This is a genomic window from Kitasatospora cathayae, from assembly GCF_027627435.1.
GTDB classification, from domain to species: Bacteria; Actinomycetota; Actinomycetes; order Streptomycetales; family Streptomycetaceae; genus Kitasatospora; species Kitasatospora cathayae.
In genome coordinates, this window is sequence record NZ_CP115450.1 from 986,906 (window position 1) to 1,009,924 (window position 23,019).

The window sequence follows — 23,019 nt, forward strand, 5'->3', positions numbered from 1 at the left end:
GCGCTCTCCCTCAGGCCGCGGGCGCGCCGGTGCCCGCGATCACCTCGGGCCGCAGCAGGGCGGCGAGCCGCTCGGCCGGCAGCAGCCCCTTCTCCAGCACGAGTTCGGCCACGCCCCGGCCGCTGGCGAGGGCCTCCTTCGCGATGTCGGTGGCGGCCGTGTACCCGATGTACGGGTTCAGGGCGGTCACCAGGCCGATGGAGTTCTCGACGGTCGCGCGCAGCGCCTCGGTGTTGGCGGTGATGCCGACCACGCAGCGCTCGGCGAGGGTGAGGCAGGCGGCACGCAGGTGGGTCACGGACTCCGACAGCGAGTGGAGGATGATCGGTTCGAAAGCGTTGAGCTGGAGCTGGCCGGCCTCGGCGGCCATGGTGATCGCGACGTCGTTGCCGATCACCTCGAACGCGACCTGGTTGACCACCTCGGGGATCACCGGGTTGACCTTGCCCGGCATGATGCTCGAACCCGCCTGCACCGGTGGCAGGTTGATCTCGCCCAGGCCCGCGCGCGGCCCCGAGGAGAGCAGACGCAGGTCGTTGCAGCTCTTCGACAGCTTGACGGCGATGCGCTTGAGCACGCCGGACATCTGGACGAACGCGCCGCAGTCCTGGGTGGCCTCGACCAGGTTGGCGGCGGTGACCAGCGGCAGCCCGCAGATGTCCGCGAGGTGGCGGCGGGCGGCTTCGGCGTATCCGGCCGGGGCGTTGAGGCCGGTGCCGATCGCGGTGGCGCCGAGGTTGATCTCCTGGATCAGCTCGACGGCCTCCGCGAGCCGACTGCGGTCCTCGTCCAGCATGACCGCGAAGGCCGAGAACTCCTGCCCGAGCGTCATCGGCACGGCGTCCTGCAGCTGGGTGCGGCCCATCTTCAGCACGTCGCGGAACTCGGCGGCCTTGCCGGCGAAGGCGTCCTGGAGGACGGCCATCGCGTCGAGCAGGCCGCGCACCGCGCGGACGGTCGCGATCCGGACGGCGGTCGGGTAGACGTCGTTGGTGGACTGGCCGAGGTTGACGTCCTCGTTGGGGTGCAGGTGCCGGTACTCGCCCTTGGCGTGACCCAGCAGTTCCAGCGCCCGGTTGGCGATGACCTCGTTGGCGTTCATGTTGGTCGAGGTGCCGGCGCCACCCTGGATGACGTCGACGACGAACTGGTCGTGCAGCTTTCCGCCGCGGATCTCCTGGCAGGCGGCGACGATCGCGGCGGCCTTCCGGGGCTCCAGCAGGCCGAGTTCCTCGTTGGCGAGGGCGGCGGCCTCCTTGACGGCGGCGAGCGCCTCGATCAGGTGCGGGTAGGTGGAGATGGGCGTGCCCGTGATGGGGAAGTTCTCGGTGGCGCGCAGGGTGTGGACGCCCCAGTAGGCGTCGGCGGGGACGTCGCGGTCTCCGAGGAGGTCGTGTTCGCTCCGGGTGGCGGTCGTCATCGTGCGCGGGTCCTCTTCCTGAGGTCGGGGGGTCACGGGTCGTGGGTCGGTCGCCTGGTGCGGGCGCGGCCTCCCGGCGCCGGCGCGGGTTCCCGGCGCCAGCGCCGGCACCGGCCGTACGCTGCCCACCCGCCGGCCGCCGCCCGCCGTCGCCTCGCCGGCGCAGTCGCCCAGCAGGTGGGGGTCGACGCCCGCCAGCGCCAGCGCGGCCGCCGCCACCGGGATCCGCGCCCGGTTCGCCCCGTCCGCGATCTTCACCGCGATGGCGCGACCGTCCGGCAAGGCGGCGATCTGGACGCCCTCGAAGCCGTCCTTGGCGAGCAGTCCGGGCACCGCGCGCATCAGCGCGGCGGTGTCCCGTCCGGTCCCGGAGGCCATCTCCGGGTGGCCGCGCAGCGCGTCCGCGACCCTGAACCCGGGAGTGCCCGGCGGCGCCGTGGCGATGCGGGCGGCGGCACGGGCGAGCCCGTGCAGTGAGACGGCGAACAGCGGGGTGCCGCAGCCGTCGACGCTGACGTGCGCGGTGCGCTGGCCGGTGAGCTCCTCGACGACCTCGGCGATCGCCGTCTGGAGCGGGTGTGCGGGGTCGAGGTAGGTCGTCAGGGGCCAGCCGTTGAGCCTGCAGAGGTAGAGCATCGCGGCGTGCTTGCCGGAGCAGTTCTGGGCGAGGCGGGATGGCGGGCGGCCGTCCCGCACCCAGGCGTCCCGCACCGCGGGGTCGTACGGGAGGTCCGGGACGTTGCGCAGGTCCTCCTCGCCGAGACCGGCCAGTTCGAGGATCCGTCGGGTGCCGGCGAGGTGGCGCTCCTCACCGGAGTGGCTGCCCATCGCGAGGGAGAGGAGTTCGCCCTCCAGCGGCAGCCCGGCACGCACCATGGCGACGGCCTGGAGCGGCTTGAGGGCGGATCGCGGGTAGCAGGCGACCTCGATGTCGCCGAGCCGGAACCGGGCTTGGCCGTCGCCGTCGAGGACGACGACGGAGCCGTGGTGGACCCCCTCGATCATGCCGCCGCGGGTGACGTGGGCGACGGGGGCGTGCCGGGGTTCGCGGACCGCGGGTGCGTCCGCAGGGGAACTTCTGTGCATCACTGCCTCGATCGGTGGTGGGTCGTTGCCGGTCCGTCGGCGGGGCGGCGGCCCTCGACGGTCGCGGGACCGGCCCGCGTCGGAGGCCGCCGCCCGGTGTCAGCCGTCGGACCTGTCGGCGTGGCGCGAGAGGCGGCCGCGGATCGCGTACCAGCCGGCGACCAGGGCGGCGGCGATCAGCGGTACGCAGAGCACGGTGGTGCGTCCGGCGCCGCCGTCGGCGTACATCAGGACCAGGACGGTCAGGAGGAAGGCCAGCGTCACGAGTTCGGTCCACGGCGAGCCCGGCAACCGGTAGGCGGGGCGGGTCAGTTCACCGGCCTGGGTCTTCCGCCAGAAGAAGAGGTGACAGATCATGATCATGCCCCAGGTGGCGAGGATGCCGATCGCCGCGAGGTTGAGCACGATCTCGAACGCGTCCGCGGGCACCACGAAGTTGAGGCCCACTCCGAGGACGCACATGCCGCTGGTGAGCAGGATGCCGCCGTAGGGCACCTGGCTGCGGCTCATCCGGGCGGTGAAGCGCGGGGCGGAACCGTTGACCGCCATGGAGCGCAGGATGCGGCCGGTGGAGTAGAGGCCGGAGTTGAGCGAGGACATCGCCGCGGTGAGGACCACCAGGTTCATCACGCTGCCGGCGGCCGGCACGCCGATGTGGGAGAGCACGGTCACGAACGGGCTCTGGCCGGCTGTGTACCTGTTCCACGGCAGCAGCATCGACAGCAGGAGCACCGAACCGACGTAGAACAGGCCCACCCGCCACATGATCGAGTTGATCGCCTTCGGCATGATCTTCTCGGGGTTCTCGGTCTCACCCGCCGTGACGCCGACCAGTTCGACGGAGGCGTAGGCGAAGACGACGCCCTGGATGATCAGCAGCATCGGCAGCAGACCGTTGGGGAAGACGCCGCCGTTGTCGGCGATCAGGGAGGGGCCGGGAGTGACGCCGTCCACCGGGTGCCTGGTGACCAGGAGGACGATCGCGATGCCCATGAAGACGACCAGTGCGCTGACCTTCACGATGGCGAACCAGAACTCCAGTTCACCGAAGATCCGTACCGATATGAGGTTCACGGTGAGGACCGCCGCCAGGGCTATGAGCGCGATCACCCACTGCGGGACGTCGGAGAACAGGTGCCAGTAGTGGGCGTACGTGGCCACCGCGGTGATGTCGGCGATACCGGTGGTCGCCCAGTTGAGGAAGTACATCCAGCCCGCCGTGTACGCCCCCTTCTCCCCCAGGAACTCCCGGGCGTACGAGACGAAGGCGCCGGAGGACGGCCGGTACAGGACGAGTTCGCCGAGCGCTCTCACGACGAGGAACGCGAATACGCCGCACACCGCGTAGGCGACGAACAGGGAGGGCCCGGCATCGGCGAGGCGGCCGCCGGCCCCGAGGAACAGGCCGGTGCCGATGGCACCGCCGATGGCGATCATGTTGACGTGCCGGGGTTTCAAGGACTTGCTGTAGCCGGTGTCCCCGGCGTCGACGTGACGGGTGGAGGGGCGCTTCTCGTCTTTGAGGAACTGCTCGCTCACGCCTCGGGTCTGCCTTCTGTTGGGGGGATGTCCGTACGCTGGGGGCGCACGATGTCGGTGAGGGTGGCCTCGACGCGATGCAGGTGGTGGGACATGGCCTCCACCGCGTCCGGCTCGGACCCGTCGATCAGTGCTTCGACGATCGCCCGGTGCTCGCAGTTGGACTGCTCGCGTCGATCGCCGAGTTCGTTGAGGAACGCCGACTGACGCGCCAGTGCGTCCCGGATCTCCTCGATGACCCGCCGGAAGACCGGGTTGCGGGAGGCCTCGGCCACCGCCAGGTGGAAGACAGTGTCCAGGGCGACCCATGCGGTGGTGTCGGTCTCCCGCTCCATCCGGTCGAGCAGATGGGTCAGATGGTCCAGGTCCTCCGGGGTGCGGCGCAGCGCCGCGTACCCGGCGACCGGGATCTCGACGTGGCGGCGCACCTCCAGGAGGTCGCTGGCGGCGTAGTCGCCGAAGGTGGGGTCCTCGACCGTGTTCGCCACGACGAAGGTGCCCCTGCCGGTCTTGGAGACGGTCAGTCCCATGGCCTGCAGGGCCCTGAGCGCCTCCCGCAGCACCGGCCGGCTGACCTCCAGGGTCCGGCACAGCTCCGCTTCGGAGGGGAGCTTGTCCCCCACCACGTACTCGCCGCGCTCGATGGCACCGCGGAGGTGGCCGAACACCGCTTCCATGGCGCTCACGCGCCGAGGCATCGGACTGACTGTCTTGCTGTCTGACAGGTTCACGGGCCGATCCTGAGGGATCCCGCAGGGTGGTGTCAAGGCCCTGGCGTCGACGCGACGGCTCCGCTCGGCTGTCGCCCCGTTCGCGGGTCCTGACCTGCGGCGGGAACCACCGCTCCGCGGTCGCCCGACCTGGCCGCGGCCACCAGGGCGTGCACCACGGCCGACTCGAACGCCGCCTCCGGGTGCCACTGAACGCCTACCGCGAAGCGGTGCCGGGTGCTCTCGATCGCCTCGATGGTCCCGTCCACCGCACGGGCGGAGACCACCAGGCCGGCCCCGAGGGAGTCCACCGCCTGGTGATGGTGGGCGGCGACCCTGCTGGTGCCCGGAAGGAGCGCACCGAGCCGGGTCCCGGGCACCGTGGTGACGGGGTGGGGGGCGAACTGGCCGCCGTACGGGTTGTGGCCGTGGTGCCCCACCTTCTCGGGCAGGTGCTGGAGAAGCGTGCCGCCCGCGTGCACGTTCATCAGCTGCATCCCCCGGCAGATACCGAGCACCGGCATGTCACGTGCGAGAGCGGCGGCGAGCACGGCCCGTTCCCACCGGTCGCGTTCGCGCACCGGCGGCCCGGTGCACGGGTGCGGCTGCGCTCCGTACAGCGCGGGATCCAGGTCCTCGCCGCTGGTCAGGACAATCGCGTCCAGGTTCTCGACCACATCGGCCGCGGCCTCCGGCGCGTCCGGTGGCAGCAGGACGGCGCGGCCGCCCGCCGACTGGAGGCAGCTGGTGTACGCCGCGGGCAGCAGCGCGGCGGGCAACGCCCACTCGCCCCACCGGGCGTCGGCGAGGTAGGTGGTGAGTCCGATGAGTGGCTTGCGCATACCACTTCCTTCCAGGGGTGGGGCCGATCGTCGACGGCCGTCTCCTCCACGGCCCGCCCCCGGCGCACGGGCGCGGCGGGCGGGCTGCGGAGGAGGGGGTGCACGGCACGGCGGCGCACGGAGGCGCCCGCGGTGGCGAGCGATCGGCCACAGGACGGAGCGATCGGCCACGGAGCGGGGGCGGAGGCTTGCGCATCCGGGCCGCAAGCAAGAATCCTGCTGCCGTTCATCCTTAAGCACAAGAAAAGACGTCTTCGCGACAGATAAGTGAGCCTTAACACGATGCAGAGACTGGACCCCCGTCTGCTCGCCACCCTCGAAGCCGTGGTCCGCCACCGTTCGTTCACCGCCGCCGCCCGCGAGCTGGGCTACAGCGCGCCCGCCGTCTCGCAGCAGATCGCCGAACTCGAACGCCGGGCGGGTCTCCGGGTGCTGGAGCGCCGGCCCGTGCGGCCGACCCCGGCCGGCCAGGTCCTGCTCGACGCCGAACAGGGAGTCAGGAGCGCCCTGGCGGCGGCGTCCGTGGAACTCGACGCCATGCGCGCCGGCACGGCCGGACGGATCCGGCTCGGCGCCTTCGCCTCCGCCGCCGCCGGCATCGTTCCGAAGGCGCTGGCGCAGCTGCACACGGCGTACCCCGACGTGCAGGTCAGCCTCTCCCAGCTGGAGCCCGAAGCCGGCTACGGCCGCCTCAAACGGGGAGACATGGACCTGGCCCTCAGCTACGACTACGACTTCATACCCCTGCCGCCGCCCCGGACGCTGCGCCGGACGCTGGTCGCCCGGGATCCGGTCGTGGCGGTGGTCCCGGCCGGCCACCACCTCGCCGACCGGGACGTCATCGACCTGGCCAGTCTCGCGTCCGAGACCTGGATCGCGGCCCCGGAGGCGGCGCTGCGCCTGGAACTGCTCGCCCAGATCGCCAAGACGCCGGGCTTCCAGGCGCGGCTGGCGTACGAGGGCGACGACTTCAACACCGTGCTGGGCTTCGTGGCCGCGGGCCTGTGCGTCGCGGTCATGCCGCAGCTGGCGCTCCCCCGGGGCACCACCGAGGTCGTGGCGCGTCCGCTGGCCGACCCGGAGCTGACGCGCTTCATCTACGCCGTCCGCATCGACACCCGGCACACCCCTCGCGCCCTGCTGGCCCTGGAGCGGATGCTCGCGGAGCAGGCGCTGGCCGCCCTCTCGTGAGACGTACCCGCCGGACCGGGCCCACCGCTCCCCCACCCCCGACGCCGCCCGACGCCCGCCGGGCCGAGCTCCCGGACGAAGCCCTACCGCTCTTCCGGCTGGCCGCTCGGGTTCGCCGTGAGCCGCTCCCGCCACTCGGCCACGACCATCGGGGAGGTCGCGGCCAGTCGGGCGATGTCCTCGTCGTCCCGCCCGTCGGTCCAGTTGAGGACCCGGGTCAGGACGGTGTTGCGGATGCGGCGGAGCTCCTTGACCATCTCCTCCAGCCGCTCCAGCTCCTCGCCGGTGGCGGCGAGCGTCTCGTCGACCGCCGCCCGCTCCTCGGCGCGCTGTTGCCACAGGTAGGCGTTCAGCCCGGTGAGGACCACGCCGTCGTCCTCCGCGGCGCTGCGGAAGGTGTCGGCGAGGTGGCTCAGCGCGCAGTCCGGGGCGTCGGCGAGGCTCGCGCCCACGACCCTGGCCGCCTCCCAACTGGTGCGCCCGGCCTCGCTGGTCCGGAACCAGGTCCCGGCTTCGACCGGCGTACGGTCGCCGCAAGCGGCCGCGCGGTAGGCGTACAGGGCCGCGCGGTGGCCGTAGAACGTGTAGCCCTCCTCGATCCGGACGTTCGCCGGAGCGCACATCCGCCCCGGTACGCCGCCGTAACCGGAGGCGGGTTCGTAGGCGGCGTAGGCGTCCAGCTCCGCGTCGGTGGCCGTCGACCAGGACGGATCGCACAACTCCGGGTTCCGGGCGAGGAAGTCCGCCACTTCGACGCGCGTTCCGCGGACCCGGCTCGTACGGGGCTCGGCCCAGGTCACCGCTCCCGTCGCGTCGGACGTGTAGCGGCAGGCCTGTTCGAGATCGGCCCAGGCCGTGGCGGCCTCGGCGGACCATTCCAGGTCGGGGGCCGGGCCCACCCGGTGCAGGGAGTCGACCACCCGCTGGACCGTGGGCAGTGTGCGCCGGGCCAGTGCGTAGAGCTCCTCGGCCGTGAAGAAGCGCCAGGTGGAAGTGCCCTGGCCGTCGGTGGCGCGGTGGGTGAGCGGGTGGACGAGGACGGCCGGCGAGGGCAGGGCCCCGTCTCCGGCCTCGCACCGACGACGTCCCGGGAGCCCGGCGGCGGAACCCTCCTCCCGCGTCCGCCAGTCGGTGTCCCCGAACCACACGGCGCCGGTGGCGACGTCGACGGCCAGCCACTGCTGGTAGCCGTTCCCCGGCCCGAACCGCTCCTGCCGGTGCTCGGCCTGGCGGTCGTGCCACACGTATTCCGCCGGTGGCGGGTTGAGTTGGACGGCGACGAACCCTTCCTCGGGGGTGTATCCGACGACGACGTGTGCGGTCGGTTTGCGGTGTTCGGTCCCGGACATGCGACTCCCCTCCATGGCGGACCGTGGCTGACTCGCCACTGTGCGCACCGAGCCTGCCGTGCGAAAGCCTGTCCGATCAAATCCGATCACTTGTGGACTTGTCCCCCAAAGAGGGTCCGTACACGACCTGATGGCGGGCCGGCCGGAGGTGCGGGCGGTCGCGGAACGTCGCCCGTCGAAGCCCTTCAGGGCGTCCGCCGCGGCCACCAGCCGGCCCGTACGGGCGACCGCGAGCAGGTGGCGGAGGCCGTCCGCGCGGAGCCTGCGCGGATCGGGCGCGGGCGGGCCGGGAGCTGGTCGACACCGTGCTCCGCGCCGCGGCGGGCCGCGCCTGTCCCGGCGCCCCCTGGCCACGGATAATGACCCCTGACCGTCGGCCGCGCCCGCGGCACCGAGCGATCCGAGAGGCGGAGGACGGATGACCCTGGAGGAAGGACGACGCGTCAGGCTGACGGCGGACCTCGGGATCGGCGAGGCCTTCAGCAGGGATCCCGGGGCCGGGACCGTCGTCGGGTTCCTCTCGCTGGGAGCCGGGATCGAGGGCACCGTCGAGCGGGTGGACGGCGAACTCCCGGAGAGCGAGGAGGTCCGCGAGTACCAGCGGCTCAAGGCGCTCTTCGACGACTACGGGCACACCATGCCGGTGGCGAGCCGGGAGCGCCTGGAGGCGGAGATCGCCGCACTGGAGCCGGAGTGGGCCGTGCACCGGGCGCGCGGAAGCCGGGTGACGGTCCGGGTCCGGCTGGACAACGGCTTCGTCCTCGACGGTGTGCACCAGGACGTCCTCGCCGCACTCTGAGCGAACGTCAACGTGCCACGAGCCCTGGTCCGGCCGGCCCCCGAGCTGCCACCATGGCCTGATGCGCATTCTGATCATGGGCGGCACCAGGTTCGTCGGTTACCACGTCGCCCGGGCGGCACTCGCCGCCGGGCACGACGTCACGGTGCTGCACCGGGGCAAGTCCGGTGCCCATCTACTCCCGGACGCCACCCACCTCATCGCCGACCGCGATGACGACCTGTCCGTTCTGCGCGGCCTCGCCTGGGACGCCACCGTCGACGTCAGCGCGTACTTCCCGCGCCAGATCCGGCAGTTGGCCGCCGCCCTCGACCCCGGCGCCGCCGGACGCTACCTCCTGGTCTCGTCCATGGCCGTCTACGACACCCCCGCCGCCCCGGCGTTCACCGAGGACTCCCCGCTGCTCCCCGCCGACGGCCCGGAGCCCGAGGTGATCACCGGAGTCGACACCTACGGCGTCCTCAAGGTCCAGTGCGAGCGGGCGGCCCGGGAGTCCTTCGGTCCGGACGTGCTGCTGGTGCGTCCGACGTACGTGATCGGCCCCGAGGACTACACCCACCGCTTCGACCACTGGGTGCAGCGGCTCGCCCGGGGCGGCGAGGTGCTGGCCCCGGGCCGCCCCGACGCCCCGGTCCAGGTCGTCGACGCCCGCGACCTCGCCGACTGGATGCTCGGCCTCCTGCACCAGGGCGCCTCCGGCGCCTTCCACGCCGCGACGCCCCCGCCGTTCACCATGGGTGACCTGCTCGGCGCCATCGCCTCGGCGGTCGCCCCGCCCGGCACCACGATCACCTGGGTGGACGAGGAGTTCCTCCGTGCGGCCGGCGTCCAGGACCAGGCACTGCCGCTGTGGAGCACCAACCCGCGGATCCGGGCCACCGGCACCGCCGACCCGGCCGCCGCCCTCGCCACCGGCCTGAAGCTCCGCCCGGTGGCCGACACCGCCCGTGACATCCAGCCGTTCGACCCGCTGCCACAGGCCCTGACGCCGGACCAGGAGGCCGACCTCCTCACCGCCTGGCACCAGCGCTGAACCACCGGCTCCCCGTCGGGTCGGCCCGACGGGGAACCGGCCGCATCAGTCGAGCGCGGTGTCGGTGAGGCCCAGGCGCAGGTGCTCGATGTGGTAGACGGCCTGGTCGAGCAGGGCGGCGACGTGGTTGTCGTAGAGCGCGTAGACGACCGAGCGGCCCTGGCGCTGACCGACCACCAGGCCGAGGTTGCGCAGCAGGCGGAGCTGGTGGGAGCAGGCGGACTGCTCCAGGCCGACCTCGGCGGCGAGTTCGGTGGCCGCGCAGGGGCCCTCGCGCAGCCGGGAGAGGATCAGCAGGCGCGAGGGTGTGGCCAGGGCCTGCAGGGTGGTGGCCACCCGGGCAGCGCTGGCTTCGTCCAGGCGGGTGTGCGGGACGGCGGTTGCGGGGGCGGCTCCATGACCCATGCGGGCAATAGTACAACTCATACATGAAGAGGGGTTCATATGTTCATGTATGGTGGATGAGTCACCGGCCCCACCCTGCCCCGAAGGGTCCCGTCCGCATGCCCACCACCCTGATCGAGCGCCCCGCGCCCTCCGCCGCGTCGCGTCCCGACACCGCCCCGCGCCGCCGCACCCGGGTGTTCGCCCTGCCCGAGGCCCGCTGGGCCGCCGCCGCGACCGTGCTGTTCCTGATCGCGCTCCCGCTCCAGCTCACCGGCGCCCCCGCCTGGGCCTGGGGCCCGCTGTACGCCCTCGCGTACGCCACCGGCGGCTGGGAGCCGGCCTGGGCCGGCCTCCAGGCGCTGCGCGAGAAGACCCTCGACGTCGACCTGCTGATGATCGTCGCCGCGCTCGGCGCCGCCGCGGTCGGTCAGGTCATGGACGGCGCGCTGCTGATCGTCATCTTCGCCACCTCCGGCGCGCTGGAGGCGCTCGCTACCGCCCGGACCGCCGACTCGGTGCGCGGACTGCTCGACCTCGCCCCGGCCACCGCCACCCGGCTGCTGGACGACGGCACCGAGGAGAGCGTGCCGACCGGGCGGCTGGCGGTCGGCGACACGATCCTGGTCCGGCCCGGCGAGCGGATCGGCGCCGACGGGCGGGTACTGGACGGCGCGAGCGAGGTCGACCAGGCCACCATCACCGGCGAACCGCTGCCGGTGGCGAAGGAGGCCGGCGACGAGGTCTTCGCCGGCACCCTGAACGGCACCGGCGCGCTGCGGGTGAAGGTCGAGCGCGACGCCGCCGACTCGGTGATCGCCCGGATCGTCGCCCTGGTCGAGGAGGCCTCCGAGACCAAGGCGCCGACCCAGCTGTTCATCGAGAAGGTCGAGCAGCGCTATTCGATCGGCATGGTCATCGCCACCCTCGCGGTCTTCGCGGTGCCGCTCGCCTTCGGCGCCGCCTTCACCGGCTCGCTGCTGCGGGCGATGACCTTCATGATCGTCGCCTCCCCGTGCGCCGTGGTGCTCGCCACCATGCCGCCGCTGCTCTCCGCGATCGCCAACGCCGGACGGCACGGCGTACTGGTGAAGTCAGCGGTGGTCATGGAGCGGCTCGGCCAGGTCGACGGCGTCGCCCTCGACAAGACCGGCACCCTGACCGAGGGCACGCCCCGGGTCACCGACCTGCGCCCGCTCACCGGCTCCGGTCTCACCGAGGACGGCCTGCTCGCCCTCGCCGCGGCGGCCGAACACCCCAGCGAGCACCCGCTCGCCCGCGCGGTCGTGGACGCCGCCCGCACCCGTGGCCTGGCCCTCGCCGCGGCCGAGGACTTCTCCTCCGCCCCCGGCATCGGCGTCACCGCCACCGTCGACGGCCGCGCCGTCGCGGTCGGCGCCCCGGCCCGGCTGCTGAACGGCGGCGCGGACGCCGTCTGCGCCCGCGCCGCCGCCATCGCCGCCGAGCTGGAGAGCGGCGGCCGCACCGCCGTCCTGGTCGAGGCCGACGGCGTCCCGGTCGGCGTGCTCGGCATCGCCGACCACCTGCGCCCGGACGCCGCCACCACCGTCGCCGCGCTGACCACCCTGACCGGCACGGCGCCGGTGCTGCTCACCGGCGACAACCCGCGCGCCGCCGCCCGACTGGCCGCCGAGGTCGGCATCACCGACGTCCGTGCCGGGCTGCTCCCCCAGGACAAGGTCGCCGCCGTGCAGGAGCGGGAGCGGGCCGGGCGCAAGGTCCTGGTCGTCGGCGACGGCGTCAACGACGCGCCCGCCCTGGCCGCCGCCCACACCGGCGTCGCGATGGGCCGGGCCGGCTCCGACCTGGCGCTGGAGACCGCTGACGCGGTCATCGTGCGCGACGAACTCGCCACCGTCCCGGCTGTGGTGGCGCTCTCCCGGCGGGCCCGTTCCTTCGTCGTGCAGAACCTGGTGATCGCCTCGGTGTTCATCTCCGCGCTGGTGGTCTGGGACCTGGTCGCCACCCTCCCGCTGCCGCTGGGCGTCCTCGGCCACGAGGGCTCGACCGTCATCGTCGGCCTCAACGGCCTGCGGCTGCTGCGCGAGGCCGCCTGGACCAGGGCCCGGGCCGACGGCGGCCGCTGAGCCGACGCCGGAAGGCCGTCGCCGGAAGGCCGTCGCCGGAAGGCCGTGGCGGAAGGTCGTCGCCCCCGAGCCAGGGGCGGCGGCCTTCCGCGCGTTCGCCGACTTCCGCGCGTTCGCCGCCTGCCGCGGAGCACGGCTCGCTCGAAATCAGCTGGGAATCAGGTGTGACAATCCGGCCGGTGTCGACGCTGAACAGTCACGACCGGTGTACCGCTCGATCCACCAGTGATCGGCCGGTGCCCTCGTGGCAGCACGCGAACCGACAACACCTGGACCCGACACCGTGACCGTCAAGCCGTACGATCCGTGGCCCACCGCCGAGCAACAGCCCCATCTCTCGGAGGTCCCGGGGCACCTTCCCGGTTCCGCGCACGGCGAGCCGGTCGGCGAAGCACCGACCGAGCACTTCGCCGTTCCGGCCTACGTCGCCGAGCACTTCGCCGCGCCGGTCCGCTCCGCCGAGCACCTCCCCGAAACCGACGACGCGGATCCGCCCACCGCCGAACTGCCCGCCGTCGTGTCGCTCGCAGAACCGCCCACCGACCCCGCCGACCCCGAAGCCGTCCCCCCGCCCCCGCCGGTGTTCGTGGACGCCTCCGGCCGCCGGCAGCGCCGGATCCGCCGGCTCGGGGCGGTGCTGGCCGTCCCGGCGGGCGGGTACCTCGCCCTGCTCGCCAGCGCGCTCCTCGGCGGTCCCACCGTGAACGCGCCGTTCCTCCCGCTGCCCCAGCCGCCCGCGCCCAGCGCCCCCGCCCCGGAGGCCACGCCCTCCGAGGCGCCGTCCGCCGCCCCGGAGGCCGCCGCCCCGCCCGGCGCGGGACGCACGGAGGCACCCGCCCACCAGGGCGGCACCACCCAGGTCGTCCAGCACCCGCGACCCACGGGGGCGGCCGCGCAGCCCGCGACCGGTACGGCCCCCAGCGCCCCGACGGCCACCATCGCACCCGCCCCGGCCACCACTCCCGCCACCCAGCCGAGCACCGCGCCCACCCCCGCCCCCGGGCACGGCCGCCCGACCACCGCACCGGGCAAAGGGCCCGGCAAGCCCTGACACCCGACCGCCCTCGCAACCGTCCCCATCCCAGAAAGCAGCACCATGAGCTCCGCCCGCCGCCGACGAGCCCCAGCCCCCGACCGCACCCGCCGGGGCCGACGCGGGGTGGTCCGCCAGGGCCCGCTGCGCACCCACTGGCTCCTGCTGACCGCCCTGCTGCTCACGCTCATCGGCGCCCTGGTGCTCCAGGGCTACGCCCAGCACAGCTTCGACGACCGCCCCGACCAGGCGGCCGCACCCGCGTCCGCGGACGCCGTACCGGCGGCGATCCACGAGGGCGGCCCGGTGATCGACGCCGTCGGCTCGCAGCCGCGCAGCGCCGCCCCCAAGCCCGGCACCATCGCCCTGACCTTCGACGACGGCCCGGACCCGACCTGGACCCCGAAGATCCTGGACGTCCTGCACCGGGCCGGGGTGCACGCGACCTTCTTCGTGGTCGGCACCCAGGCCGCCGCCCACCCGGACCTGATCCGCCGGATGGTCGCCGAGGGCCATCAGATCGGCATCCACACCTTCACCCACACCGACCTCGGCGCCGCCCCCTCCTGGCGCCGCACCCTGGAGCTGCGCGAGGCCCAGCTGACCGTGGCCGGGGCCGCCGGAGTCACCAGCTCGCTGCTGCGCCCGCCGTACTCCTCGACGCCCGAGGCCGTGGACGACCCCGGATGGTCCGCCATCCAGCAGGCCGGCCGCGAGGGCTACCTGACCGTACTCACCACCCAGGACAGCGAGGACTGGCAACGCCCCGGCGTGCCCTCGATCGTCAAGTCGGCGACCGCCGGCACCGGCCACCAGGGCCAGGTCCTGCTGATGCACGACGCCGGCGGCGACCGCTCGCAGACCGTCGCCGCCCTCGACACCGTGCTGAACACGCTGAAGGGCCGCGGCTTCCACTTCACCACCGTCAGCGACGCCGTCGGCCTGCCCGACCCGGTCCGTCCGGCCGGAGCCGGCGACCACTGGCTCGGCCTGGCCCTGATCTGGCTGCTGACCGGCGGCAACTGGGCCATCACCGCGCTGGGCTGGCTGCTCTGGGCGGCGGGCGCGGTCAGCGTGCTGCGCGCGGTCGTCGTGCTCTACGCCGCCCGCCGGCACGTGCGGCTGCGCCGCCGCGGCTGGGGGCCGCCGGTCACCGAGCCGGTCAGCGTGATCGTCCCGGCGTACAACGAGATCGCCGGGATCGAACCCGCCGTCCGCTCGCTGCTGGCCTCCGACCACCCGGTCGAGGTGATCGTGGTCGACGACGGCTCCACGGACGGCACCGCCGACCTGGTGGAATCGCTGAACCTGCCGTACGTCCGGGTGATCCGGCAGGAGAACGCCGGCAAACCGACCGCCCTCAACACCGGCATCGCCGCGGCCCGCGCCGAACTGCTGGTGATGGTCGACGGCGACACCGTCTTCGAGCCGGACGCCGTCCGGATGCTGGTGCAGCCCTTCGCCGACCCCACCGTGGGCGCCGTCTCCGGCAACGCCAAGGTGGTCAACCGCGGTGGCCTGCTGGGCCGTTGGCAGCACATCGAGTACGTGGTCGGCTTCAACCTGGACCGCCGGCTGTTCGACCTCGCCGAATGCATGCCGACCGTGCCCGGCGCGGTCGGCGCCTTCCGCCGCTCCGCGCTGCTGGCGGTCGGCGGCGTGGGCGAGGAGACCCTCGCCGAGGACACCGACCTCACCATGGCCATGTGCCGGGCCGGTTGGCGGGTGGTGTACGAGGAGCGGGCCAAGGCCTGGACGGAGGCCCCCGCCTCGCTGAGCGCCCTGTGGCGCCAGCGCTACCGCTGGTGCTACGGCACCCTCCAGGCGATGTGGAAGCACCGGGGCGCGCTGACCCAGGGCGGGCAGGCCGGCAAGCTGGGCCGGCGCGGCCTGCTCTACCTGCTGATGTTCCAGGTGCTGCTGCCGCTGCTCGCCCCGGTCGTGGACGTCTTCGCGCTCTACGGACTGGCCTTCCTCGACCCGGTCCGGATCATCGGCCTGTGGGCGGCCTTCCTGCTGGTCCAGATGCTGATGGGGGCGTACGCGTTCCGGCTGGACAAGGAGAAGCTCGGGCCGCTGTGGAGCCTGCCGCTCCAGCAGTTCGTCTACCGGCAGCTGATGTACCTGGTGGTGATCCAGTCGGTCTTCACCGCGCTCGCCGGCTCCCGGCTCCGCTGGCAGCGGATGCAGCGCTACGGCACGCTCCGGGTCCCGGCGGGCGGCTGAACCGGGGATGGACGGGGGCCGCGCCGGCTTGCGCGGCCCCCGTCCACCGTCCGTCAGCTGTGCTTCCAGGTCACCGAGAAGGAGCTGCCGCCGCTCAGCGAGGAGGTGGTGGCCTTGGTGGTGCCGCCGGAGGCCATGGTGATGTTGTCCGGGCTGAAGCCGCCCAGGGCCTGCCCGTTGACGGTGGAGCCGCTGAACGAGACCGAGCCGAAGTCGGAGAGCGGGAGCACCCCCGAGGAGCTGGAGGGGGCCTCGGCGATCACCTCGGCGGAGGCCAGGGCCGCGCTCTTCAGGGACTTGTTGACGGTGTGGCTCCAACCGGCCGTGGTGTCGGACAGGGTGAGGGTGAAGGAGCCGCTGCCGTTGGTCGTGACGCTCGCGGTGAAGTGGTCGCCCGGCCGCACGGTGCTGCTGAAGTTGGACGGGTACTGCGGGTACATCTCGTACCAGGCGGAGTACACCGGGCGGCCGCTGGAGCAGTCGGCCTCGGTGCCGGTCTGCTCGACGGTGTTGCTGCCGTCGCCGTCGAGGCCGACCCAGAAGCTGGACCAGGTGTTGGTGCCGGAGCAGGTGACGGCGGGCTGGACCCAACTGGCGCTGACGCTGGTGAACTTGCCGCCGGTGGCGGCGTATCCGGCCCAGTTGCCGCTCGTGCTGTGCAGCAGGCCGCCGCCGTGGTGGGCGAGCGGGGCCTGGACGAGAGTGGGGGCGGTGGCGGCGAGGGCCGGTGCTGCGGTGCCCAGGAGGGTAAGCAGGGCGGTGGACACGGCGAGGGTGCGCCGACGGGCTTCGGGCATGGCTACTCCCTTGTGAGGGTGTGGAGTTGGCCGAGCGTCGACAAAGGTAGACCCACCGGGTCAGTGCGGATATTACGAGGACATAACGAAGCGTCACGCCGTGCACCCGCTGGCCGTGCGGTGGTGGCAGCCGAGTCCAGCCCAACACGTGGGCTGCGCCGAGGCGTTGGGCTACTCGGCCGCGACCACGGGAGCGGATTGCGCCGGAGCGGCGTTGTACTCGGCGAGCGACTCCCGGGTGAAGCCGAAGAAGTACGTGGCCAGGAAGCCCACCGCGTACCCGGTCAGCAACCCGCCCCCGTAGACGGCGGCGCTGCCGGCCATCCCGTGCGGGCCGGCCAGCAGCGGGAACAGGGCCCAGCCGGAGGGGCCGACGGCGGTCGATCCGACCGCGCTGCCGAGCTGGCCGGCCGCCCCGACGAAGGCGCCCCCGGCGGCGCCGCCCACGCAGGCCGTGACGAACGGGCGGCCCAGCGGCAGGGTGACCCCGTAGACCAGGGGCTCGCCGACGCCGAGCAGGCCCGCCGGCAGCGCGGACCTGATGGTCGCCCGGACCGAGGCGTTGTGCCGCAGCCGCAGGTAGACGGCGGCGGCGCAGCCGACCTGCCCGGCGCCGGCCATGGCGAGGATCGGCAGCAGGACGGTGGAACCCTGCTGCTGGATCAGGGTGGTGTGGATCGGGATCAGCGCCTGGTGCAGGCCGAGCATCACCAGCGGCAGGAAGAGCCCGCCGAGCACCATCCCGGCGAGCAGCCCGCCGTGGGCGAGCAGCCAGGAGGTGGCGTGGCCGATCGCGGTGGAGACCTCCCCGGCGACGAACATCAGGCCGAACAGCGCCGCCAGCCCGCCGACCAGGACGGTGACCGTGGGCGTGACCAGGACGTCCAGCGCGGCGGGCAGGATCCGCCGGGTCCACCGCTCCACCTGCACCGCCAGCAGCGCGGCGAGCAGCGCCCCGACCACCCCGCCCTGCCCGGGGGTGAGGTGGTGGCCGAACGCCTCCACCTTGGCGACCCCGGCGTAGCCGATCACCGCGGCCACGACCCCGCCCAGCACGGGCGTGCCGCCGAACTCCTGCGCCGTGTTGTAGCCGACGAAGACGGCGAGCAGCGACATGAACCCCGAGGAGACCGGCCCCAGCGCGATGACCAGAGCCGGTGCCCGGCCGAGGTTGGCGAGCGTCCCGCCGAGGGCGGCGACGATCCCGCAGCCGATCAGGGCGGGGATCAGCGGGACGAAGACGTTCGCGATCCGGCGCAGCATCCGCTTGACCGGGGTCGCGTTGCGCACCCGGGCCTGCGCGCGGATCCGCGCACCGCGTCCGGCGAGGTCCTCGGCGGTGGGGGCGGTCGCACCAGGGTCCAGCAGCCGGCGCAGCTGCGCGGTGACCCCGGCGACGGCGCCGGGGCCGAGGACGATCTGGTAGGTGTCGTCCTCGACCGTGCCCAGGACGGCCGGCAGCGCCCCGAGCGCCTCGCGGTCGACCAGGGAACGGTCCGCCAGACCCAGCCGAAGCCGGGTCATGCAGTGGGCGACGGAGCGGATGTTGGCGGCGCCGCCGACCAGCGGGAGGATCGCCTCGGCCACGGCGCGGTGCTTCTCGTCGGACATGTCACGGGACGTACCCGGATGCTCACGGTGCTCAACCGGGGGGCTGGTAGCGGTCTGCTCCACGGGTGCTCGCAGCGGTCTGTCGCTCGAACGGCCGCCGGGACCATCGCCTAGTTGGCGAAAGCCCGCTCGTCGCCGGCGGCCTGATCGCCAAGACCCCGGACCCACAGGACGGACGCTCCCAGCTCCTCGCCCCGACCCGGCGCGGACGGGACACCCTCTCCCGCATCCGCCGCGAGCGCACCGCCCTGCTGGCCCGCCGCAGCACCCGCCTCACCCCCGAGCAGTGCCGCGCCCTGGAGGCGGCGCTGCCGCTGCTGGAACTCCTCCTCGACGAGCCCGACGCGCCGGTCCGCGAGGGACATGACGGGCCGAACGACCGGTAGCCACAGGTATGTTGACGAACCGCAGACCGGAAAGCGCTACCCCCGCCACCCCGGATGACGGCAGGCGGCCCGGCCGGCGGGAACCCCGCACTGATCGAACGCCACGTCGTCTCCCGCCGCACCGTCGGCTCGGTGAAGTGACGGGCGGATCGCCTGCCGATCATGTCCGATACGCTTGACGTCGGCACGGAGAGTTGAGGAGAGGCGATGGGCACGCACGAGCGGTGGACACGGCTGCTCGAAGTCCTCGGTGACAAGGGCCGCATCGAGGTCGCCGAGGCCGCCGAGCTGCTCGGAGTCTCCCCCGCGACGGTCCGCCGCGACATGGAGGAGCTGGCCCGCCAGCAGCTGCTGACCCGCACCCGCGGTGGAGCGGTGCTGAGCGGAGTCGCGTACGACCTGCCGCTTCGCTACAAGACCGCGCGCCAGGCGGACGAGAAGCACCGGATCGCCGAGGCGGCGGCCCGGCTCATCCCGCCCGGGGCGGTGGTCGGCCTCAACGGCGGAACGACCACCTCGGAGGTGGCCCGCGAACTGGCGACCCGGGCGGACCTGGCCGAGCACGGTGCCGGGATCTCGCTGACGGTGGTCACCAACGCGATCAACATCGCGAGCGAGCTGGCGGTCCGGCCGCACGTGAAGACCGTGGTGACGGGCGGAGTCGTGCGCTCCAACTCCTACGAGTTGACCGGCCCGCTGGCCACGCCGGTGCTCGAAGGGATCTCGCTGGACTACGCGATCCTCGGGGTGAACGCGGTGGACGCGCGCCTGGGCGCGGCCGCGCACGACGAGGGCGAGGCCAGTGCCAACCGGGCCATGGCGCGGCGGGCGGAGAAGGTCATCGTGGTCGCCGACTCCACCAAGCTCGGTCGTCGGGCGTTCGCCCAGGTGTGTGCGGTCGGTGACATCGCCGTCCTGGTCACCGACAAGAACGCGCCGGAGGAACTGGTCGGGCAGTTCGTGGGCCAGGGCGTCGAGGTGGTCTGCGTCTGACGCACCACCGGTTCGCCGAGGCGGCCCGGGCCGTTGGCCCGGCGAGGGCCGACAGCTCGGAAGCGCCTTCCAGCCGCGTCACCCGGAAGGTGGCGTCCGCCACGCCTCGGCGGGTGACGGCGGCCGACGCCGTCACCCGGGTGCCGGGCCATAGTGGCGGTGACGGCGGACGGTCCGCACCGTGGTGGGAAGGAGCGATGGCCAGCACCCCAGGACGGTACCGATGGACGCGAACCACTCCCTGCCCCGTGTCGTGGTCGGCGTCGACGGCTCTCAGCCGTCGCACGCCGCGCTGCGGTGGGCGGTCCGGCAGGCCGAGATGATCGGCGCGACGGTGGACGCGGTGGGAGCGTGGGAGCCGCCGAGCCACTTCGGCTGGTCGGCGCCGGTGGTCGACTCCACCTTCGACCAGGAACTCGCCGAGCGGAAGTTCGCCGACGAGCTGGAGGCGGTGCTCGGCACCGACTGCCCGGTGCCGGTCCGCCGGAGCATGGTCATGGGTGACGCCTCCGACGTCCTGCTCGACGCGGCGAAGGGCGCCGAACTGCTGGTGGTGGGCAGCCACGGGCGTGGCGGCTTCACCCGGGCGCTGCTCGGCTCGGTGAGCACCCGCTGCGCGCAGCACGCGACCTGCCCGGTGGTGATCGTCCGCGCCCGGTGAGCCCGGGCCTCCGGGCGGCTGCGGCGGGGAACTCGATTGCGCGACAAGGCGGTTGGAGTCGCGAGGCGCGGGCAGAGCTGATCCGGGCACCGGGCGCCACAGGACCGAGGGGGACGCATCCGATGCCTACAGCCATGCCATCGGGCGGTTCGACGGACACGGCTCGACCCTGTCCGGCGTTCCGCTCCCACCAGGGACGACGCCCGCCGGGCGCACTGTGGGGTGCGGACGCCGGGGCCGTCCTCCAGGTGGCCCTCGAACAGGGCCGGCGGCTCGACCACTCGTACCCGCCGATCCGCGCGGCACCATCCATCTCTGCCGCCTGGACGCCGGCAGCCGCTGGAGGCGCTGAGGCGGTAGTCCTCAGCGCGGGCGGGCCCGGTAGGCTCAGCGGGATCCGAACGGGACGGAAGGCAATGGACGACACAACGGCTCCGGCCGACGGCGAGGGCGCCGTGGACGAGATCGACCCCGAGGCGGTACAGCTGGGGCAGCGCGTGGAGTACCTCTTCGAGCACGTCCAGCCACTGGGCCGCCGGTTCACGCTCCAGGAGGTCGTCGACGGCATCCGGGCCCAGGGCGGTCCCAACGCGCCGAAGCTCTCGGTCGGGCGACTGTGGGCCCTGGTCAAGGGCAAGGCGTCGAACCCCACCATCTCGACCCTGCGGGCGCTGGGCGACTTCTTCGGGGTGCCGCAGGCGTACTTCATCGACGACGACGTGGCCGCCCGGGTGTCCGCCCAGCTGTCGCTGATCTCCGCGATGCGCGCCAACGACGTGCGCTCGGTGGCCCTGCGGGCCGCCACCGTCGCCACCATGTCGAGCCAGGGGCTGGACATCGTCCGCTCGCTCGTCGAGCAGGGCGGCCCGTCGGAGCAGCCGGCGACCGGGGAGCCCGAACGGTTCGTGTGAGCCATGTCTCGTCCGACCTCGAGCTGACGTGCGGTCATACTGTTCGCTGCTGTCGCAGTCGAACAGCGGCTGGCCGGGCTGGGGGGAAACGGGATTGGACGTCGATGAACAACGGGACCGGACGCGCAGGTTCGCGGAACTGCTGCGCGGATTCGACCTTCCGAAGCCGTTCGAGCTGACCGATCTATGCGAGGCGGTGGCCGCCGTACGGGGGCGTCCGCTGCGGCTGCTGCCCTTGCCCGGTCCGGTCGACGCCGGTGCCGGGGCGGTGTGCGGGGTCTGGCTGGCCTTCGGCTCGGTCGACCACGTCTACTACGCGCCCGTCACCAGCCCCGTCCACCAGACCCACATCGTCCTGCACGAACTGGCGCACATGCTGCTGGACCACCGCCAGCCGTCCACCGCCGCACCGGAGATGCTCGCCCAGTTGTTCCCCGACCTGGATCCGGCGATGGCGGCCCGCCTGCTGGCACGCGGCCAGCACGGGGCCACCAGCGCGCAGGAGCAGGAGGCCGAGCTGCTGGCGTCGATGATGTGGCAGCGCTTCAACGTCGCTCCGCTGACGGCGGCCACCGCGTCGGCGGAGCACGCGAACACGCTGCGCCGGGTCATCGACTCCTTCCGGGGCTCGGCTTCGAAGGCGCGCTCCGGTTCGAGGCCGGGCGCGGGAGCGGTTGTCGGTCCGAGGTCGGGGTCTCGTTCCGGGTCGGGGAGGCGAAGGCCGTCATGAGGCTGTTCGACGTGATCACCGTCCCGCCCATCTGGCTGATCGCCCTGTGGAAGTCGAGGGGCATCGCGACCGCGTGCCGTCGTGATCGGGCGCTCTGGTCCATGTGGGCGATCTGGGCGGTCGACTTCACCATCGGCGTGCCCGACGTCCGCCGGGTGATCGACGGCGTCACCGGGGTCCGGAGCTTCACCAACCTCCCCGTCCACATCCTGTCGCTCTGCGCCGTCGCGGTCTTCTTCGAGTTCGTCCGGGAGGCCACCGCGGCCACGCCCGGGCGCCTCGCCCGGCTGCGCTGGGTCCTGCTGGCGGTCTCGGTGCTGGGCCTCACCGCCCTGTTCGCCGCGATGCCGCGCCCGGACGGCGACGCGGACCTGCTCACGGCCAACGCGGACCAGCCGCTGACCCAGGCCTACTGGGCGATCTTCCTCGGGTACATCTCCTTCGCCTGCGCCACCGGCGTCAGACTGTGCTGGCTGTACGGCCGGCACGCGCTGCCCGGACCCTCGCGCACCTCCATGATGATCGTCGGGCTGGCCAATCTGGCCGGCTTCGTCTACGTCGTCCAGCGCCTGACGTACCTCACGGCGCACGCGCTCGGGTGGCAGGTCCTCGGGTCCGCGGCGGCCGTGGCGGCCACCCAGTCCCTGCTGGCGCTCTGCGTGCTCCTGCTGGCGGTGGGGATGTCCTGGCCGGCGCTGGCCGAGCGGCTCCGCCGGCACCGGGCGTGGCGGCAGGTGCGGGCGATCTGTCCGCTGTGGACGCTGCTCAAGGCGGCGACGCCCGAGAACGTCCTGCCGCTGCCCCGGGAGCTCCAGCGCGATCCGGACCTCGTCCTGTACCGCTACATCATCGAGATCCGGGACAGCTCCCTGGTGCTGGACGAGTACCTGTCGCCCGCCGACCGGGCGGCGGCCGAACGGGTCCTGGCGGCGACCGTGGCCGCGGGAGCGGACCGGGAGGCCGCCGTGGAGGCCGTCCTGCTCCTGCTCGCGCTGCGGGCGCACCTCGCGGGCGCGGTGCCGAGCGGCACGGAGCGGACGCTGACCATCGGGGAGCAGGAACTCTCCGGCGAGATCGACTGGTTCCGCAGGGTGGCGGCGATGTCCCGGACGAAGCCGGTCGAACGCGCGTTGCGGAACCTGCAGTCCTCCGGAAGGCGGCTCAGCCCGTGAGCGACGCGTGCGCGCCGGGGCCCGGGCGGTTCCCGGCC

The 23,019-nt window shown here is 73.3% G+C and carries 20 protein-coding genes and 1 pseudogene; 12 read left to right on the top strand and 9 right to left on the bottom strand.

Annotated elements, in window-relative coordinates:
• Nucleotides 1-10: 10 nt before the first annotated feature.
• The 5 genes and pseudogenes from aspA to O1G21_RS04590 all read right to left on the bottom strand — a co-directional run bounded on the left by aspA (nucleotide 11) and on the right by O1G21_RS04590 (nucleotide 5,597).
• Nucleotides 11-1,420 (bottom strand): aspartate ammonia-lyase, encoded by a 1,410-nt coding sequence (aspA, locus tag O1G21_RS04570; protein ID WP_270150769.1) that lies wholly within the window; start codon nucleotides 1,418-1,420, stop codon nucleotides 11-13.
• 93 nt (nucleotides 1,421-1,513) lie between these two features.
• A pseudogene (locus O1G21_RS04575) lies at nucleotides 1,514-2,506 on the bottom strand (asparaginase); the annotation flags it as partial.
• Nucleotides 2,507-2,605: 99 nt separating this feature from the next.
• The gene (locus tag O1G21_RS04580; protein WP_270140989.1) at nucleotides 2,606-4,045 is read right to left on the bottom strand and encodes an amino acid permease; all 1,440 of its coding nucleotides are present in this window, start codon (nucleotides 4,043-4,045) and stop codon (nucleotides 2,606-2,608) included.
• Nucleotides 4,042-4,722, bottom strand: coding sequence for a FadR/GntR family transcriptional regulator (locus O1G21_RS04585; RefSeq protein ID WP_270150770.1), 681 nt, complete (start codon nucleotides 4,720-4,722; stop codon nucleotides 4,042-4,044). The genes O1G21_RS04580 and O1G21_RS04585 overlap by 4 nt, the downstream gene beginning before the upstream one ends.
• Nucleotides 4,723-4,808: 86 nt before the next feature.
• Entirely contained in the window at nucleotides 4,809-5,597 is a 789-nt protein-coding gene (locus O1G21_RS04590) for a gamma-glutamyl-gamma-aminobutyrate hydrolase family protein (protein ID WP_270140991.1), read from the bottom strand.
• Between the two features lie 282 nt (nucleotides 5,598-5,879).
• On the opposite strand from O1G21_RS04590, the gene O1G21_RS04595 reads away from it, so the two are divergent.
• Nucleotides 5,880-6,788: a LysR family transcriptional regulator gene (locus tag O1G21_RS04595; RefSeq protein WP_270140993.1), complete on the top strand. Its 909-nt coding sequence runs from the start codon at nucleotides 5,880-5,882 to the stop codon at nucleotides 6,786-6,788.
• An 83-nt stretch (nucleotides 6,789-6,871) separates the two neighbouring features.
• On the opposite strand, the gene O1G21_RS04600 is transcribed toward O1G21_RS04595, so the two are convergent.
• Complete coding sequence (locus tag O1G21_RS04600) at nucleotides 6,872-8,137, bottom strand: hypothetical protein (protein ID WP_270140995.1); 1,266 nt, start codon at nucleotides 8,135-8,137, stop codon at nucleotides 6,872-6,874.
• A 418-nt stretch (nucleotides 8,138-8,555) separates the two neighbouring features.
• Between O1G21_RS04600 and O1G21_RS04605 the strand changes: the two genes are divergently transcribed.
• Nucleotides 8,556-8,936: a hypothetical protein gene (locus tag O1G21_RS04605; protein WP_270140997.1), complete on the top strand. Its 381-nt coding sequence runs from the start codon at nucleotides 8,556-8,558 to the stop codon at nucleotides 8,934-8,936.
• Between the two features lie 61 nt (nucleotides 8,937-8,997).
• Complete coding sequence (locus O1G21_RS04610; RefSeq protein WP_270140999.1) at nucleotides 8,998-9,969, top strand: NAD-dependent epimerase/dehydratase family protein; 972 nt, start codon at nucleotides 8,998-9,000, stop codon at nucleotides 9,967-9,969.
• A 45-nt stretch (nucleotides 9,970-10,014) separates the two neighbouring features.
• Here the strand turns inward: O1G21_RS04610 and O1G21_RS04615 are convergent, their stop codons facing one another.
• Complete coding sequence (locus O1G21_RS04615; protein WP_270141000.1) at nucleotides 10,015-10,374, bottom strand: ArsR/SmtB family transcription factor; 360 nt, start codon at nucleotides 10,372-10,374, stop codon at nucleotides 10,015-10,017.
• Nucleotides 10,375-10,472: 98 nt separating this feature from the next.
• Here O1G21_RS04615 and O1G21_RS04620 point away from each other — a divergent pair, with 98 nt between their 5' ends.
• The 3 genes from O1G21_RS04620 to O1G21_RS04630 all read left to right on the top strand — a co-directional run bounded on the left by O1G21_RS04620 (nucleotide 10,473) and on the right by O1G21_RS04630 (nucleotide 15,720).
• Nucleotides 10,473-12,461, top strand: coding sequence for a heavy metal translocating P-type ATPase (locus O1G21_RS04620; protein ID WP_270141002.1), 1,989 nt, complete (start codon nucleotides 10,473-10,475; stop codon nucleotides 12,459-12,461).
• Nucleotides 12,462-12,744: 283 nt separating this feature from the next.
• Complete coding sequence (locus O1G21_RS04625; protein ID WP_270141004.1) at nucleotides 12,745-13,512, top strand: hypothetical protein; 768 nt, start codon at nucleotides 12,745-12,747, stop codon at nucleotides 13,510-13,512.
• Nucleotides 13,513-13,557: 45 nt separating this feature from the next.
• The gene (locus O1G21_RS04630; RefSeq protein ID WP_270141005.1) at nucleotides 13,558-15,720 is read left to right on the top strand and encodes a bifunctional polysaccharide deacetylase/glycosyltransferase family 2 protein; all 2,163 of its coding nucleotides are present in this window, start codon (nucleotides 13,558-13,560) and stop codon (nucleotides 15,718-15,720) included.
• 53 nt (nucleotides 15,721-15,773) lie between these two features.
• Here O1G21_RS04630 and O1G21_RS04635 read toward each other — a convergent pair whose 3' ends face one another.
• Both O1G21_RS04635 and O1G21_RS04640 read right to left on the bottom strand, forming a co-directional pair.
• The gene (locus O1G21_RS04635; protein ID WP_270141007.1) at nucleotides 15,774-16,517 is read right to left on the bottom strand and encodes a G1 family glutamic endopeptidase; all 744 of its coding nucleotides are present in this window, start codon (nucleotides 16,515-16,517) and stop codon (nucleotides 15,774-15,776) included.
• A gap of 171 nt (nucleotides 16,518-16,688) precedes the next feature.
• Nucleotides 16,689-18,128, bottom strand: a complete 1,440-nt coding sequence (locus O1G21_RS04640) for a PTS transporter subunit EIIC (RefSeq protein WP_270141008.1) — start codon at nucleotides 18,126-18,128, stop codon at nucleotides 16,689-16,691.
• 65 nt (nucleotides 18,129-18,193) lie between these two features.
• Here O1G21_RS04640 and O1G21_RS04645 point away from each other — a divergent pair, with 65 nt between their 5' ends.
• From O1G21_RS04645 to O1G21_RS04670, 6 genes are all read left to right on the top strand, one after another.
• On the top strand, nucleotides 18,194-18,514 hold the full coding sequence (locus O1G21_RS04645) for a helix-turn-helix domain-containing protein (RefSeq protein ID WP_270141009.1): 321 nt from the start codon (nucleotides 18,194-18,196) through the stop codon (nucleotides 18,512-18,514).
• 207 nt (nucleotides 18,515-18,721) lie between these two features.
• Entirely contained in the window at nucleotides 18,722-19,507 is a 786-nt protein-coding gene (locus O1G21_RS04650) for a DeoR/GlpR family DNA-binding transcription regulator (protein WP_270141011.1), read from the top strand.
• A 223-nt stretch (nucleotides 19,508-19,730) separates the two neighbouring features.
• Nucleotides 19,731-20,168, top strand: coding sequence for a universal stress protein (locus O1G21_RS04655; RefSeq protein WP_270141013.1), 438 nt, complete (start codon nucleotides 19,731-19,733; stop codon nucleotides 20,166-20,168).
• A gap of 416 nt (nucleotides 20,169-20,584) precedes the next feature.
• Entirely contained in the window at nucleotides 20,585-21,079 is a 495-nt protein-coding gene (locus O1G21_RS04660; protein ID WP_270141015.1) for a hypothetical protein, read from the top strand.
• Between the two features lie 94 nt (nucleotides 21,080-21,173).
• A complete protein-coding gene (locus O1G21_RS04665; protein WP_270141017.1) occupies nucleotides 21,174-21,809 on the top strand; it encodes a hypothetical protein in 636 nt (211 codons plus the stop codon).
• Entirely contained in the window at nucleotides 21,806-22,981 is a 1,176-nt protein-coding gene (locus tag O1G21_RS04670) for an MAB_1171c family putative transporter (RefSeq protein WP_270141019.1), read from the top strand. The genes O1G21_RS04665 and O1G21_RS04670 overlap by 4 nt, the downstream gene beginning before the upstream one ends.
• Nucleotides 22,982-23,019 lie beyond the last annotated feature (38 nt).